Origin of the sequence: Achromobacter sp. (genome assembly GCF_032113835.1) — a bacterium.
Taxonomy (GTDB): domain Bacteria; phylum Pseudomonadota; class Gammaproteobacteria; order Burkholderiales; family Burkholderiaceae_B; genus Achromobacter.
This window is the reverse complement of the sequence record NZ_DAMCTG010000072.1, coordinates 14830-29284: the sequence shown is the minus strand read 5'-3', so window position 1 is coordinate 29284 and position 14455 is coordinate 14830. Positions and strand designations below refer to the sequence as shown.

Below are 14455 nucleotides of genomic sequence, written 5' to 3'. Positions count from 1 at the left end.
TCGCCGGTGTCGGCGACGACGGTGGTGTGGTCACGCAGGGCGTCAAGTTGGCTGGGCATGGACTTATACGACTCGCAGCTGGCTAGGGTTGAAGGTGCTGCTAGCGTATCACCGACGCTGCCGGGCCGCAGTCGGCCGCAAGGGCGAGGGCCGCTGATTGCACGTCGCGCAATGGCGCGGCAAAACGGCCGAAAAACCCTGTTTCGGCCTTATTTGGCGCGGTTCTCCGGGAAAAATGGCCGCTCGGGGTATAATCCGAAGGTTTGATTATCGATTCTAAAACCGGGGTTTACTGTGCTGCCGCAACTCTTTCCCGAGGGGATCAACCGCTTCCCTCCTGCAATTCTGGCTCTGGCGGACGGTACCATTTTTCGAGGCGTGTCGATCGGTGCGCCTGGCCATACCGTTGCCGAAGTGGTGTTCAACACCGCGATGACCGGGTACCAGGAAATTCTCACCGATCCCAGCTATAGCGGCCAGATCGTCACGCTGACCTATCCGCACATCGGCAATACCGGCGTCAACGCCGAAGACGTGGAATCCAATCGCGTCTACGCCGCCGGCCTGGTGGTACGCGACTGCCCCGCGCGCGTGTCGAACTTCCGTTCCACGCAATCCTTGCCCGACTACCTGACCGAGCAGGGCATCGTTGCCATTTCCGGCATCGACACCCGCAAGCTCACGCGCATCCTGCGCGAAAAGGGCGCCCAGGGCGCGTGCATCTTCGTGGGTTCCGACGCCGAGCGCGCCGTTGAACTCGCCCGCGGCTTTCCCGGCATGGCCGGCCAGGATCTGGCCAAGGTCGTGTCCATCAAGGAAAGCACCGGCTGGACCGAAGGCACCTGGCAGCTCGAAGGCGGGTTCACGTCGCCCGACCAGTCCAAGTTCCACGTGGTCGCCTACGACTACGGCGTGAAGAGCAACATCCTGCGTCTCCTGGCCGACCGCGGCTGCCGCATCACGCTGGTGCCGGCCCAGACCACCGCCGAAGACGTCTTCAAGCTCAATCCCGACGGCGTGTTCCTGTCCAACGGCCCCGGCGACCCCGAGCCCTGCGACTACGCCATCGACGCCACCCGCGCCTTCCTGGACAAGAAGCTGCCGGTGTTCGGCATCTGCCTGGGCCACCAAATCATGGGCCTGGCGGTGGGCGGCAAGACCGTCAAGATGAAGACGGGCCATCACGGCGCCAACCATCCGGTGCAGGACCTCGCGTCCAAGCGCGTGTTCATCACCAGCCAGAACCACGGATTCGGTGTCGACGCAGCCAGCCTGCCGGCCAACGCGCGCGTGACGCACGTCTCGCTGTTCGACGGCACGCTGCAAGGCTTCGAGCTCACCGACCGCCCGGCCTTCTGCTTCCAGGGCCACCCCGAAGCCAGCCCGGGTCCGCACGACATCCTCGAGCTGTTCGACAAGTTCATCAGCCTGATGTCCGGCCAAAAGTAAAGACTGCATCATGCCCAAGCGTACAGACCTAAAAAGCATTCTCATCATCGGCGCCGGCCCCATCATCATCGGGCAGGCCTGCGAATTCGACTACTCCGGCGCGCAAGCTTGCAAGGCGCTCAAGGCCGAGGGCTACCGCACCATCCTGGTGAACAGCAACCCGGCCACGATCATGACGGACCCGGAAACGGCCGACGTCACCTACATCGAGCCCATCACCTGGCAAGCCGTCGAAAAGATCATCGAGCGTGAAAAGCCCGATGCGCTGCTGCCCACCATGGGCGGCCAGACCGCGCTGAACTGCGCGCTGGACCTGGCCCACCACGGCGTGCTCAAGAAGCACAACGTCGAACTCATCGGCGCCAACGAACACGCCATCGAAAAGGCCGAGGACCGCCAGAAGTTCAAGCAGGCCATGACCGACATCGGCCTGGAATCGGCCAAGTCGGGCGTTGCCCACAGCATGGACGAAGCCTGGGAAGTGCAGCGCCGCATCGCGGCCGAAGTCGGCACCTCCGGTTTCCCCGCGGTCATCCGCCCCAGCTTCACGATGGGCGGTTCGGGCGGCGGTATCGCCTACAACGCCGAAGAATTCGAAACCATCTGCCGCCGCGGCCTGGAAGCCTCGCCCACCAGCGAACTCCTGATCGAAGAGTCGCTGCTCGGCTGGAAGGAATTCGAGATGGAAGTGGTCCGCGACAAGGCGGACAACTGCATCATCGTCTGCTCCATCGAAAACCTGGATCCGATGGGCGTCCACACGGGCGACTCCATCACCGTCGCGCCGGCCCAGACGCTGACCGACAAGGAATACCAGATCATGCGTAACGCATCGATCGCGGTGTTGCGCGAGATCGGCGTGGATACGGGCGGCTCGAACGTGCAGTTCGCCGTCAACCCCAAGAACGGCCGCATGATCGTCATCGAGATGAACCCGCGCGTGTCGCGTTCGTCCGCGCTTGCGTCCAAGGCCACCGGTTTCCCCATCGCCAAGGTCGCCGCGCGCCTGGCCGTCGGCTACACGCTCGACGAGCTGCGCAACGAGATCACCGGCGGCGCCACGCCGGCCTCGTTCGAGCCCACGATCGACTACGTGGTCACCAAGGTGCCGCGTTTCGCATTCGAAAAATTCCCCACCGCCGACGCGCGCCTGACCACCCAGATGAAGTCCGTGGGTGAAGTCATGGCCATCGGCCGCACCTTCCAGGAATCGTTCCAGAAGGCGCTGCGTGGCCTGGAAGTCGGCGTCGACGGCCTGAACCAGAAGACCACCGACCGCGAAAAGCTGCAGGTCGAACTGGGCGAGCCCGGTCCGGAACGCATCTGGTACGTGGGCGACGCCTTCGCGCAGGGCTTCACGCTGGAAGAAGTGCACAACATCACGCACATCGACCCGTGGTTCCTTTCGCAAATCAAGGAAATCGTCGACATCGAGCTGGCGCTGGAGCAAAAGACGCTGGCCGACCTCGACTACGCGACGCTGTTCGAACTGAAGCGCCGTGGTTTCTCCGACCGCCGCCTCGCGTTCCTGCTGGATTCGGTTGAATCCGAAGTGCGCAAGCTGCGTCACCAGCTCAACGTGCGTCCGGTCTACAAACGCGTCGACACCTGCGCCGCCGAATTCGCCACCCGCACCGCCTACATGTACTCCACGTACGAGGAAGAGTGCGAATCCGCGCCCACCGATCGCAAGAAGATCGTGGTGCTGGGCGGCGGCCCGAACCGGATCGGCCAGGGCATTGAATTCGACTACTGCTGCGTGCATGCCGCGCTGGCGCTGCGCGACGACGGGTACGAGACCATCATGGTCAACTGCAACCCGGAAACCGTGTCCACCGACTACGACACCTCCGACCGTCTGTATTTCGAGCCGCTGACGCTCGAAGACGTGCTGGAAATCGTCCACAAGGAAAACCCGGTCGGCATGATCGTCCAGTACGGCGGCCAGACCCCGCTGAAGCTGGCGCGCGCCCTGGAAGCCAACGGCGTGCCCATCATCGGCACCAGCCCCGAATCCATCGACGTCGCCGAAGACCGCGAGCGCTTCCAGAAGCTGCTCAACAAGCTCGGCCTGCGTCAACCGCCCAACCGCACCGCGCGCACCGAAAGCGAGGCGCTGGCCCACGCCACCGAAATCGGCTACCCGCTGGTGGTGCGTCCCAGCTACGTGCTGGGCGGCCGCGCCATGGAAATCGTGCACGAGCAGCAGGACCTCGAGCGCTACATGCGCGAGGCCGTGAAGGTCAGTAATGACTCGCCCGTGTTGCTGGACCGCTTCCTGAACAATGCCACCGAAGTGGACGTGGACTGCCTGGCCGACGGCGAAACCGTCTTCATCGGCGGCGTCATGGAACACATCGAGCAGGCCGGCGTGCACTCGGGCGACTCGGCTTGCAGCCTGCCGCCTTACTCGCTGTCGGCGGAAGTCATCGCCGAGATCAAGCGCCAGACCACGATGATGGCCAAGGCCCTGAACGTCAGCGGCCTGATGAACGTGCAGTTCGCCATCCAGGGCGGCGACGTCTACGTGCTGGAAGTCAACCCGCGTGCATCGCGCACGGTGCCGTACGTCTCCAAGGCCACCGGTCTGCAGCTCGCCAAGATCGCCGCGCGCGCCATGGCCGGCCAGACCCTCGCCGCGCAAGGCATCACGAAGGAAGTCGTGCCGCCTTACTTCTCGGTCAAGGAAGCCGTGTTCCCGTTCGTGAAGTTCCCGGGCGTGGACACCATCCTCGGCCCGGAAATGAAGTCGACCGGCGAAGTGATGGGCGTGGGCATGAGCTTCGGCGAAGCCTTCGTGAAGTCGCAGCTTGCCGCCAGCGTGCGCCTGCCGGAGTCCGGCACGGTGTTCATCAGCGTCAAGAACCAGGACAAGCCCCGCGCCGTTGAAGTGGCGCGCGGCCTGCACGCCCTGGGCTTCAAGCTGGTCGCCACGCGCGGCACGGCCGCCGAGATCGAAGCCGCCGGCATTCCGGTGCAGGTGGTCAACAAGGTCACCGAAGGCCGCCCGCACATCGTCGACATGGTCAAGAACGGCGAAATCTCGCTGGTCATCAACACCGTCGAAGAACGCCGCAACGCCATCGTCGACTCGCGCACCATCCGCACCCAGGCGCTGGCCGCCCGCGTGACCTTCTTCACGACCATCGCCGGCGCCCGCGCCGCGGTCGAAGGCATGCAGTATCTGCGCCAGGGCCTCGGCCTGCAGGTGTATCCGCTGCAAGAGCTTCACGCTTCCCTGCAGAAGTAAGCCGGCAGTACACGATTAGGGCACGCGAAAGCGTGCCCTAATTTTTTGCAACGCGACAACAGGCAGGTCAGGACATGGACAGAGTCTTCATCACCGGCGCAAGCAGCGGCTTGGGCCGCGCCCTGGCGCAGCAATATGCGGCCAAGGGCGCCACGCTGGGCTTGCTGGGCCGCCGCGAGGAAGCGCTGCGCGAACTGGCCGCCAGCCTGCCGGGTGAGCATCGCTGCTATGCCGTGGACGTGCGCGACCGCCCGGCGCTGCACGCCGCGGCGCAGGACTTCATCGCGTTCTGCGAGAGCAGGGTGGACGTGGTCATCGCCAGCGCCGGCATCAGTGCCGGCACGCTGACCGACCACGGCGAGGATTTCGACGTCTTCAAGGCCATTGTCGACACCAACCTGCTGGCCACCGTGTCCACGTTCGAGCCGTTCATCGCGCCGATGCGTGCGGCGGGGGCGGGCAGGCTGGTCGGCATCGCCAGCGTGGCGGGCATACGCGGCCTGCCCGGCGCAGGCGCTTACAGCGCGTCCAAATCGGCGGTGGTGACCTATTGCGAAAGCCTGCGGCTGGAACTGGCCGCGCAGGGCATCAGCGTCGTGACCATCGCGCCCGGCTACATCAAGACGGCCATGACGGCGCACAATCCGTACTCGATGCCTTTCCTGATGGAAGCAGACGCCTTCGCATCGCGCGCCCGTGCGGCGATCGACAAGGGGACGAGCTACACGGTGATCCCGTGGCAGATGGGCGTCGTGGCCAAGCTGATGCGCCTGCTCCCCAACGCCGTCTACGACAGACTGGCCCGAAACGCCCCGCGCAAACCGCGCAAGACGGTCTGACGCAAGCGGCGTAGTTCTCAGGTGTCTGACACCCCACGGAAGCAATCTACAACCGACGCATCTGCTCCAAGGGTGTCAGACACCTGAGAACATTTTCAAGGCACCACGTCGTCGCCCACTTCGGCGGCGATGTGCGTCACATCACCCCAATCCAGCACTTCCCACTTGCGGCCATTCACGCCGACCCGGTTGATGCTGACATTGAGCAGCGCCGCGTCGCGCGGCGCGTTCAGCGGCACGCCCGAGGCATGGCGCCAGATGATGTCCAGCACGCCGCCATGGGTGAACAGCAGGATGCGCTCACCTTCGTGGCGGCTGGCAATATCGTCCACCGTGCTGATGACGCGCGATTGAAATTGGCCAAGCGTTTCGCCGCCGTCCAGCGGGCGTAGGGGATCGCGGCTCTTCCAGGCGGCTGCGGCCTCGGGCGCCAGCACGTCGATCCGCTCATGGTCCAGCCCTTCCAGCACCCCAAAGCCCCGCTCGCGGATGCCGGGCTCGACGCGCACGCGCAGTCCTAGCTGTTCCGACACCGGCACGGCGGTCGCGTGCGCGCGTTGCAGGTCGCTGCTGTAGATCGCATGGATCGGCGTGTGCTTGGCTTCTTCGTGCAGGCGCGCGGCCAGCAGGCTGGCCTGATTGACGCCGAATTCGTTCAGGGGAATGTCTTGCCAGCCTTGCAGGCGCCGCTGGCGATTCCAGTCGGTTTCGCCGTGGCGGATGAACCAGATTTCAGTCATTGCAGTCTTGTTGCGGGGATTGAGCCTTATGCCTGGACCGGCGCGATGGGTGCGCGCGGCTTCCAGATGGCTTGAATGATCGAGCTTAACGCGACCAGCGCGGGCTCGCTAGCGCGTTCGTAAGGCAGCATGAAGCCCAGCACCGCGTCGACGCGCGCCTGGCCCCACACGATGAAGTCGCTGGACGCGGCGCCGGCCAGCGCGGTTTCCTCGCGCAACAGCGCGCAGCCCGCGCCGGCCCGCACCAGCGCGTCCATATTGGCCTGGTCGTCGTTCTGCATGACGATGCGCGGCGACAGTCCGTGGCGCTCGAACATGTCGCGCAGCAACAGATGCGTGTGGCTGCCCGAAGGTCCGTCCAGCCACGGCAGTTGCGCGACTTCGCGCCAACCCCCACGCTTCAGAACCGCGGCGTGCTCGCCCGGCATGGCAATTCGGTAGCGCACGCTGCGCAGCGGCTGCCACAGAACGCCGCGCGGCGCGTTGGCGGCAATGGTCAGCGCGGCCGGCAGGCGCCCGGTGCTGACCTGTTCGGCCAGCGCCGCCGCAGGCTGGGTCTGCGTCTTCAGTTCGACCAGCGGCAACCGCTGCGTCACGGCCGAGGCCAACTCGCCCAGGCGCAGGAAATCCGGCTTTTCGCTGGGAACACCCAGTTCGACAACGCCATGAAGATTGCCCTGCAGTTGCTGCGCTTCGGACTTGAATTGCGCGCCCAGCACCAGCAGCGATTCCGCCGTCGGCAGCAGGACTTCGCCCGCCTTGGCCAGGGCCAGCCGTCCGCCGCTGCGGTCGAACAGCGCCACGCCCAGGCTCTGTTCCAGCGCCTTGATCTGCGCGGTCACGGCAGGCTGCGTCAGCGACAGCGCCTCGGCCGCCTTCGTCAGGTTGCCCAGCCGGGCGACCGTGACGAAGGCGCGGATCTGGTAGATTTCCATGGCCGCGAGTGTAGGTCAGGCGGCCAGCAGCCGCACCTGTGTCGGCTCCAGTCCCACCGACACCGGCGCGCCCGCCGGAAACGGCGACAGGCCGGCCAGATGCGCTTGATCGGCCGTCAACCGCTGTTCGCCCACCTGCACCTGATAACGCGTGAATTCGCCCAGGAACTCGCTGCTTTCCACGATGCCCGGCAGCCAGACATAACGCGCATCGCCCAGGCCGTCCGCCATCTCGATCTGCACCGTGTGGGGCCGAAAGCTCGCCGCCAGCCGCGTGGCTGCGGGCGCCTCGCCCGTCAGCGGCAGATGCAGGTCGCCCACGCCATCCACCGCCAGCGTCACGCTGCTGCTCGTGCGCTCGCGCACATTGCCTTCCAGCACATTCATCGTGCCCACAAAATTCGCCACGAAGCGGTTCACGGGATAGTCGAACAGCGTGCTCGGCGCGCCGATCTGTTGCACCACGCCGTGGTCCAGCACCGCCATCCGGTCGGCCGTGGTCATCGCTTCTTCCTGGTCATGCGTGACGAAGATCGTCGTGATGCCCAGGCGGCGCTGCAGGCTCAGCAGATCCTGGCGCATCTGCACGCGAAGCTTCTTGTCCAGGTTGGACAGCGGCTCGTCCAGCAGCAGCACCTGCGGTTCGATCACGATGGTGCGCGCCAGCGCCACGCGCTGCTGCTGTCCGCCCGAAAGCTGATTGGGGCGCCGCTTGGCATATTGCGACAGCCCCACCAGATCGAGCGCGGCTTCAACCTTGGTGCGGATCTCGGCGCGCGGCAACTTGCGCTCGACCAGGCCGAACGCCACGTTGTCCCACACCGTCATGTGCGGCCACAGCGCATAGTTCTGGAACACCATGCCGATGTTCCGATGCCAAGGCGGGGTGCCGCTGATGTCCTTGCCGTCCACCAGCAATTGCCCCGCGCTGTGCCGGTTGAATCCCGCGATCAGCCGCAGCAGGGTGGATTTGCCCGACCCCGACGGACCGAGCAGCGCAAAGAACTCGCCCGGCTCGATGCTGATGCTGACGTCCTTCAGCACTTCCGTCTTGCCGTAGGACAGCTGGATGTTGCGGCATTCGACGCTGACTTTCTTCATGCGGATTCCCCTTCATTGCGCGCCGGTTGCTGGCGCTTCGATGCGCGGTCCACCAGCAGGTGCGATACGTATGTGCCGATGCCCACGGCGACCACCGCCAGGACGCCCAGCGCGGCGCCCGGCCCGCGGCCGGCGGCGCTCTGCATGTACAGATAGATGCCGTAGCTCATGGGCGCCTGGCTGTCCTTGGTCACCAGCATGATGGTGGCCGACAGCTCCACTGCCGCCGTGACGAAGCTGGTCACGAACCCGGCCAGCATGCCGCCCGCCATCAGCGGCACCACCACGCGCCGGATCGTGCTCATGCGCGTGGCGCCCAGCGACTGGGCCGCCTCTTCGAGCGACACATGGATCTGCTGCAACGCCGCCACGCACGAGCGCAGTGCATACGGCAGCCGGCGCACGGAATACGCGAGCATGATGATGATCCAGGATGACGTCAGCATCGTCCCCGTGCCTGGCAGTTCGATACCGCGGAAGGTGCGCAGAAAGCCGATGGCCAGCACGATGCCCGGTATCGCCAGCGCCGCGGACGCCAGAAAGTCCAGCCACTGCCGCGCCGGAAGCCGGGTGCGCAGCATCAGGTAGGCGATTGCGGTGCCCAGGATCACGTCGATGCCCGCGGCAAGGCCGCAGTACAGCAGCGTGTTGGCGATCATGCCCTGGGACTCGGAAAACACGGCCGAATAGTGCGCCAGCGTGTACCCGTCCGGCAGCGGCGCATAGCTCCAGACGCTCGCCAGCGACAGCAGCAGCACGCCGATGTGAGGCGACAGCACCAGCAGCAGCACCAGGATGATCCAGCCATAGGCCAGCACGCTTTCCATCGGACCCAGTTTGCGTTTCTGGATCGAATTGCCGCCCTTCTGCAGCGTGGAGTAGTCGCGGCCCTTGAGCACGCGCGCCGACAGCCACAGCGCCAGGATCGAGAAGCCCACCATGATCACGCTGATCACGTAGCCCAGCGGATCCTCCAGCCCCACCTGCGTGATCCGCAGGTACGCCTGCGGCGCCAGCATGTTGGTCGTACCCAGCACCAGCGGCGTGCCCAGGTCGTCGAACACCTTCACGAACACCAGCGACGCGCCCGCCACATAACCGGGCAGGGCAAGCGGAAAGATCACGCGGCGAAACAGCCGGAACCCGCGCGAGCCCAGGTTGAACGCCGCTTCCTCCATGGCCCCGTCGATGTTGCGCAGCGCCACGACCAGGTTCATCAGGATGAACGGGAAATAGTGGATGGCTTCAACGAAGATGACGCCATTCAGCCCTTCCATGAACGGAATCGTGAAGCCGAACCAGTCATTGAGCAGCAGGTTCACGCTGCCCGACCGGCCAAAGATCAGCTGCATCGCCACCGCGCCCACGAAGGGCGGCATGATGAGCGGCAGCACGCCCAACGTCTGGATCAGCAGGGCGCCGCGGAAATCGAAGCGCACCGTGAAGTACGCCAGCGGCACCGCGATCAGGGAAGCGATCAGCGCCGACCAGCCCGCCACGTACAGGCTGTTGAAGAACGCTTCGCGCATCAACGGCTGGTTGAAGAAGGCGCCGAAGTGCCCGGTGGTGAAGCTGCCGTCGGCATTGACGAAGGCGCTGTGAAAGACCGTGCCCACCGGCACGGCCAGGAAAAGCAGCAGAAAGCCGAACACCAGCAGCGCCGCCAGGACGGGGCCGGCGGGCAGGCGCGAATGGCTCGAATGATTCATCGAGATTCCCGAAAAGCGTTGCCAGAAGACAGGCGCGGCCCACGGCGTGCGGAGCTAGTCCGCCAGCCGTGTTCAGCGCATCCGGACGATCAGAGCGCGGCGGCTTGCCGTGCCAGCTTTACGGCTTCTTCGTAGTTGGCGCGCGCGCGGCCATTCCACTCGCCTTCAAGCTGCGTGATCTGCTGGTTGACGGCCGCGTCCTTCTTGTTGCCGGCGAAGATCGCCAGGAACGCGGGGTCGGCCGCCTTCTTGCTGTCGATCAGCGGCGCCCAGGCCAGCTTGCGCGCCTGGTCCAGCAATTCCGCTGCCTTGCCGCTCTTGGCCTTGTCGCCCAGCTTGGCTTCGGCGTCATAGATGGCCTTGGTGGCCGCCTGCAATTCCTTCAGCCGGAACGTGACGGTCTGGTCGTACAGCGACTGCACGACGTAGTAGCGCGACTGCGACAGGTCCGCGTCGAAATGGACCTTGCTGCGCTTGGCGATTTCCGCCGGGTCGGGATAGCCCGGAGGAATCTTGCCCGCCAGCGCGGAGTAGGGCAGCACCGGCAGCCGCGAAATCTTCGGCTCCAGCAGCAGCTCCTGGCCCGCCTGGCTGAGAGTGAAGGCGATGAACTTCTTTCCTTCTTCCGTGTTCTTGGCGCCCTCGATCAGCGCGATGTTGGCCGGAACGATGGCCGTCTCGGACGGATAGACGAACTCGACCGGGAACTTGGAATACTTGCTCGACAGCCCGAAGAAGTCGATGACCGGACCGGCGCCGAACTGGCCGTTGTTCACGCCGTCCGGCACGCCGAACGAGCGCTCCGTCACCGCGCTGCTGTTGCCCGACATGCGCAGGAGCGTGTTCCAGCCGTCGTCCCAGCCTTCGCCTTGCAGGATGGTCTCCACGGTCAGGTGCATCGTGCCCGAACGCGACGGCGACGTGATGCCCACGTGGCCGAACCACTTGGGCGACAGCAGATCCTTCCATTCGACGGGCGCCGGAATCTTATGCGCCGCGATATACCGGGTGTTGTAGATGATGCCGTAGCCCGCCAGCGCCTGGCCCAAATACATGCCGCCCGGATCGTTGATTGGATAGCTGCCGATCTTGTCCGGCACATCCTTGTTCGCGATATCGGCCGACTTGGCCAGCAGCTTGTCCCGGCCCAGCACCTCGAACGCATCAGGCGCGCTCGCCCAGAACACCTCGGGACGCTGACCCGCCGGCGTCTCGCGCACGAAGGCGATGCCCGACACCGTGTTCTTGTTCAGGATTTCCAGCGTGATGCCGGGATTGGCTTTCTCGAAGGCGCTCTTGTAGGCCTGAGTCAGGTCCTTGGGGAACGACGTGATCACCGTGACGGTGCCGGCCAGGGCCGGCGCCGCGCAGACGGCCAACAGCGCGCCCGCCAGGGCTGTGCGCATAGCGTGCATGGTTTGTCTCCGTGGTTTTAGATTTGTCTGGAGACAGTACCGGCACGCCCGCCAAGCGTCCAATCAGAAATTTTGATGCGCGCCATCAGTGACGGCGCCGCGATGTTCGCCCGGGATCAGGCCGTGGCCGACACGCCGGTGCCCTGAGACCCGCCGCTGCTTTGGGCCGCACGCGCCTGCATCGCCAAGACCTGTGCGATCTGGCCTTGAATCTGCACGGCCTGCGCGTTCAGCGCCATCACCTGCTGCGCCTTCATCTCGGCCGACATGCCGCTCGCCTGCACCTTGGCGATCTGGTCCATGATGCGCTTGAGCTGCTTCTGCAACTCCTTGATCTGACGGGTGTATTCGTCTTCGTTGTCAGTCTCTTCGGCGGCCTGAGCGGTGGCCACCTTGCTGGCGCCCGGCGTATTGACGCGGATCTTGCCCTCAGCAGTCACCGATACGGCGTCCTGCCCCGAGGCATTCTTCGCTTCCTTGTTGGCCTGGATCTTTTCGGCCCACAGGTCAGCAAGGCTGCCGATCCGGGAGGTGCCGCTGATGCTGTTGATACCCATGACTGCTCCTGTATGCCTGGGATTTCGGGTTTTCCACTAATACGGCACTCCGGCGTCAAAACTTAAACGTTGCCGCCTGTGGATGGCCCCCTTTACACTGGCGCCCGCTCGCAGTCTGAAACCCTAATCCGTACCATCCCCCGGGGAATCCATGTCCAATTCCTACTTTCCGCGCTGGCGCCTGGCGGACGACGCCGAGCCCGGCGTCATCATCGCGCCCGATGAACGGTTGTCCTGGCCCAAGAACGTGGCCATGGGCGCCCAGCACGTCGTTGCGATGTTCGGCTCGACCGTGCTCGCGCCGCTGCTCATGGGTTTCAACCCCAACGTCGCGATCCTGATGTCGGGCATCGGCACGCTGATCTTCTTTCTGTTCGTGGGCGGGCGCGTGCCCAGTTACCTGGGCTCCAGCTTTGCCTTCATCGGCGGCGTCATTGCGGTGACCGGCTATGGCGGCGACGGCGCCAACGCGAATATCGGCGTGGCGCTGGGCGCAATCATCGCCTGCGGCCTGGCGTACACGCTGATCGGCGTCATCGTCTGGATCGTCAATGCGCGGGCAGGGGGCGGGGCCAACTGGATCGATACCCTCATGCCGCCCGTCGTGACCGGCGCGGTCGTCGCGGTGATCGGGCTGAACCTCGCGCCCATCGCCGCCAAGGGCGCGATGGGCGCGTCGGGCTTCGATAGCGTCATGGCCATCGTCACCATCGTGTGCGTCGGCGGCATCGCCGTCTACACGCGTGGCATGGTGCAACGCCTGTTGATTCTGGTCGGCCTGATCCTCGCCTGCGTGGTGTACGCGGTGCTGGCCAATGGACTGGGCCTGGGCAAACCCATCGACTTCTCCGCGGTGTCCGCCGCCGCGTGGTTCGGCCTGCCGCACTTTTCGGCGCCGGTCTTCAAGGCCGAGGCCATGGGCCTCATCGTGCCCGTCGCGATCATCCTGGTGGCCGAAAACCTGGGGCACGTGAAGGCCGTCAGCGCCATGACGGGCCGCGACCTGGACCGCTACCTTGGCCGGGCCTTTGTCGGCGACGGCGTGGCCACCATGGTGTCGGGCGCCGTCGGCGGCACGGGGGTCACCACCTACGCCGAGAACATCGGCGTGATGGCGGTCACCCGCATCTATTCCACGCTGGTGTTCGTGATCGCGGCCCTGATCGCCATCGTGCTGGGCTTCTCGCCCAAGTTCGGGGCGCTCATCCAGACGATCCCGGGACCCGTCCTGGGCGGCATGTCGGTGGTGGTCTTCGGCTTGATCGCCATTGCCGGCGCCCGCATCTGGGTGGTCAACCAGGTCGATTTCACCGACAACCGCAACCTCATCGTGGCCGCGGTCACCCTGGTGCTGGGCGCGGGCGACTTCACCGTCAAGCTGGGCGACTTCACGCTGGGCGGCATCGGCACCGCCACGTTCGGCGCGATCATCCTGTACGCGCTCTTGCGGCGCACGAAGTAACCGCGACAATCCGGGGCGCCGCTGCGTCCCGGATCGCATCACAAGGCTATCGGCCAGTAGTTTCCTGGCGAAAGTGCCTCCCGGAAAACCCGCATGTTGCGCGGGCGCCGTTCAAAGCAGGCAAGGTCGCATAGCATTTTCGGTGCGAAATCGCCGGTTTTAGCGGGTTACAGCGCCGAAATGCGCCGAAAAGGCCGTTTTCTCCGGCGGCTTGCAATTCCCGCCGAGATTGACCACAATATGACCTTGATTGCCCCGGTTCCGACCCGAGCCGGGGTTTTGTTTTGGTCGCCCGCGCCGCTCGCCAGATTTTTCCAAGCATTAAATGGCAAGCCAATGGCAAGCGCGCCGGTCCTGCGGCCTTCACCGAGAACGCTCCTTCGGGGCGTTTTTCTACTTTTTGTTTGGGAAACGACATGTCTGCCATTCCTTTGACCGTGCGCGGGGCCGAGCGCTTGCAAGAAGAGCTCCAACGGCTGAAAACCGTCGAACGTCCTGCCGTGATCAACGCGATCGCCGAGGCTCGCGCGCAGGGTGATCTGTCGGAAAACGCCGAGTACGATGCCGCTCGCGAGCGCCAAGGTTTCATCGAGGGCCGGATTGCCGAGCTTGAAGGCACGCTTTCCAATGCCCACCTCATCGACCCATCCTCGCTCGAGGCCGAAGGCCGCGCTGTGTTTGGCGCTACCGTCGACATCGAAGACCTGGATTCGGGCGATCGCGTCACGTATCAGATCGTCGGCGACGTCGAAGCCGATATCAAGTCCAACCTGATTTCCGTGTCCAGCCCCGTGGCTCGCGCGCTGATCGGCAAGAGCGAAGGCGATGTGGTCGAGGTCGTTGCCCCGGCTGGCGTTCGCGAGTATGAAGTCCTGGGCGTGCGTTACATCTGACGCATTCGCCACAAGCAGTAAAAATGTCAAACCACCCTGGCCCGGACGCTACGTTCGTCTGAATTCCGCGGTAAATTGCGGATCGCTATGGTGGACCGGGCGCGT

General features: G+C 64.9%; 11 protein-coding genes. 5 read left to right on the top strand and 6 right to left on the bottom strand.

Annotation, left to right across the window (positions count from 1 at the left end; genetic code table 11):
- The first annotated feature begins 294 nt into the window (after positions 1 to 294).
- From carA to RT697_RS20855, 3 genes are all read left to right on the top strand, one after another.
- Positions 295 to 1449 carry a glutamine-hydrolyzing carbamoyl-phosphate synthase small subunit gene (carA, locus tag RT697_RS20865; protein WP_056570759.1) on the top strand — a complete coding sequence of 385 codons (1155 nt, stop codon included), beginning with the start codon at positions 295 to 297 and terminating at the stop codon, positions 1447 to 1449.
- Between the two features lie 10 nt (positions 1450 to 1459).
- Positions 1460 to 4699, top strand: coding sequence for a carbamoyl-phosphate synthase large subunit (gene carB / locus RT697_RS20860; RefSeq protein WP_313701488.1), 3240 nt, complete (start codon positions 1460 to 1462; stop codon positions 4697 to 4699).
- A gap of 74 nt (positions 4700 to 4773) precedes the next feature.
- On the top strand, positions 4774 to 5538 hold the full coding sequence (locus RT697_RS20855; protein WP_313701486.1) for an SDR family oxidoreductase: 765 nt from the start codon (positions 4774 to 4776) through the stop codon (positions 5536 to 5538).
- A gap of 95 nt (positions 5539 to 5633) precedes the next feature.
- On the opposite strand, the gene RT697_RS20850 is transcribed toward RT697_RS20855, so the two are convergent.
- From RT697_RS20850 to RT697_RS20825, 6 genes are all read right to left on the bottom strand, one after another.
- Positions 5634 to 6278, bottom strand: a complete 645-nt coding sequence (locus RT697_RS20850; RefSeq protein ID WP_313701484.1) for a histidine phosphatase family protein — start codon at positions 6276 to 6278, stop codon at positions 5634 to 5636.
- A 26-nt stretch (positions 6279 to 6304) separates the two neighbouring features.
- Positions 6305 to 7213 (bottom strand): LysR family transcriptional regulator, encoded by a 909-nt coding sequence (locus RT697_RS20845; protein ID WP_313701482.1) that lies wholly within the window; start codon positions 7211 to 7213, stop codon positions 6305 to 6307.
- A 15-nt stretch (positions 7214 to 7228) separates the two neighbouring features.
- Positions 7229 to 8314 (bottom strand): ABC transporter ATP-binding protein, encoded by a 1086-nt coding sequence (locus RT697_RS20840; protein WP_105240132.1) that lies wholly within the window; start codon positions 8312 to 8314, stop codon positions 7229 to 7231.
- Complete coding sequence (locus RT697_RS20835; RefSeq protein ID WP_175126043.1) at positions 8311 to 10023, bottom strand: ABC transporter permease; 1713 nt, start codon at positions 10021 to 10023, stop codon at positions 8311 to 8313. The genes RT697_RS20840 and RT697_RS20835 overlap by 4 nt, the downstream gene beginning before the upstream one ends.
- 89 nt (positions 10024 to 10112) lie before the next feature.
- A complete protein-coding gene (locus tag RT697_RS20830; RefSeq protein WP_313701480.1) occupies positions 10113 to 11438 on the bottom strand; it encodes an extracellular solute-binding protein in 1326 nt (441 codons plus the stop codon).
- 116 nt (positions 11439 to 11554) lie between these two features.
- Positions 11555 to 11995: a FlxA-like family protein gene (locus RT697_RS20825; RefSeq protein ID WP_313701478.1), complete on the bottom strand. Its 441-nt coding sequence runs from the start codon at positions 11993 to 11995 to the stop codon at positions 11555 to 11557.
- 151 nt (positions 11996 to 12146) lie between these two features.
- Here RT697_RS20825 and RT697_RS20820 point away from each other — a divergent pair, with 151 nt between their 5' ends.
- Both RT697_RS20820 and greA read left to right on the top strand, forming a co-directional pair.
- On the top strand, positions 12147 to 13457 hold the full coding sequence (locus RT697_RS20820) for a solute carrier family 23 protein (protein WP_313701476.1): 1311 nt from the start codon (positions 12147 to 12149) through the stop codon (positions 13455 to 13457).
- Positions 13458 to 13873: 416 nt separating this feature from the next.
- The gene (gene greA / locus RT697_RS20815) at positions 13874 to 14350 is read left to right on the top strand and encodes a transcription elongation factor GreA (RefSeq protein WP_056570741.1); all 477 of its coding nucleotides are present in this window, start codon (positions 13874 to 13876) and stop codon (positions 14348 to 14350) included.
- Positions 14351 to 14455: the final 105 nt, after the last annotated feature.

Coding starts and splice junctions, on each gene's coding strand:
- RT697_RS20830 (WP_313701480.1), bottom strand. CDS start 11,438: ATGCACGCTATGCGCACAGCCCTGGCGGGCGCGCTGTTGGCCGTCTGC.
- RT697_RS20845 (WP_313701482.1), bottom strand. CDS start 7,213: ATGGAAATCTACCAGATCCGCGCCTTCGTCACGGTCGCCCGGCTGGGC.
- carB (WP_313701488.1), top strand. CDS start 1,460: ATGCCCAAGCGTACAGACCTAAAAAGCATTCTCATCATCGGCGCCGGC.
- RT697_RS20840 (WP_105240132.1), bottom strand. CDS start 8,314: ATGAAGAAAGTCAGCGTCGAATGCCGCAACATCCAGCTGTCCTACGGC.
- RT697_RS20820 (WP_313701476.1), top strand. CDS start 12,147: ATGTCCAATTCCTACTTTCCGCGCTGGCGCCTGGCGGACGACGCCGAG.
- RT697_RS20825 (WP_313701478.1), bottom strand. CDS start 11,995: ATGGGTATCAACAGCATCAGCGGCACCTCCCGGATCGGCAGCCTTGCT.
- RT697_RS20855 (WP_313701486.1), top strand. CDS start 4,774: ATGGACAGAGTCTTCATCACCGGCGCAAGCAGCGGCTTGGGCCGCGCC.
- greA (WP_056570741.1), top strand. CDS start 13,874: ATGTCTGCCATTCCTTTGACCGTGCGCGGGGCCGAGCGCTTGCAAGAA.
- RT697_RS20850 (WP_313701484.1), bottom strand. CDS start 6,278: ATGACTGAAATCTGGTTCATCCGCCACGGCGAAACCGACTGGAATCGC.
- RT697_RS20835 (WP_175126043.1), bottom strand. CDS start 10,023: ATGAATCATTCGAGCCATTCGCGCCTGCCCGCCGGCCCCGTCCTGGCG.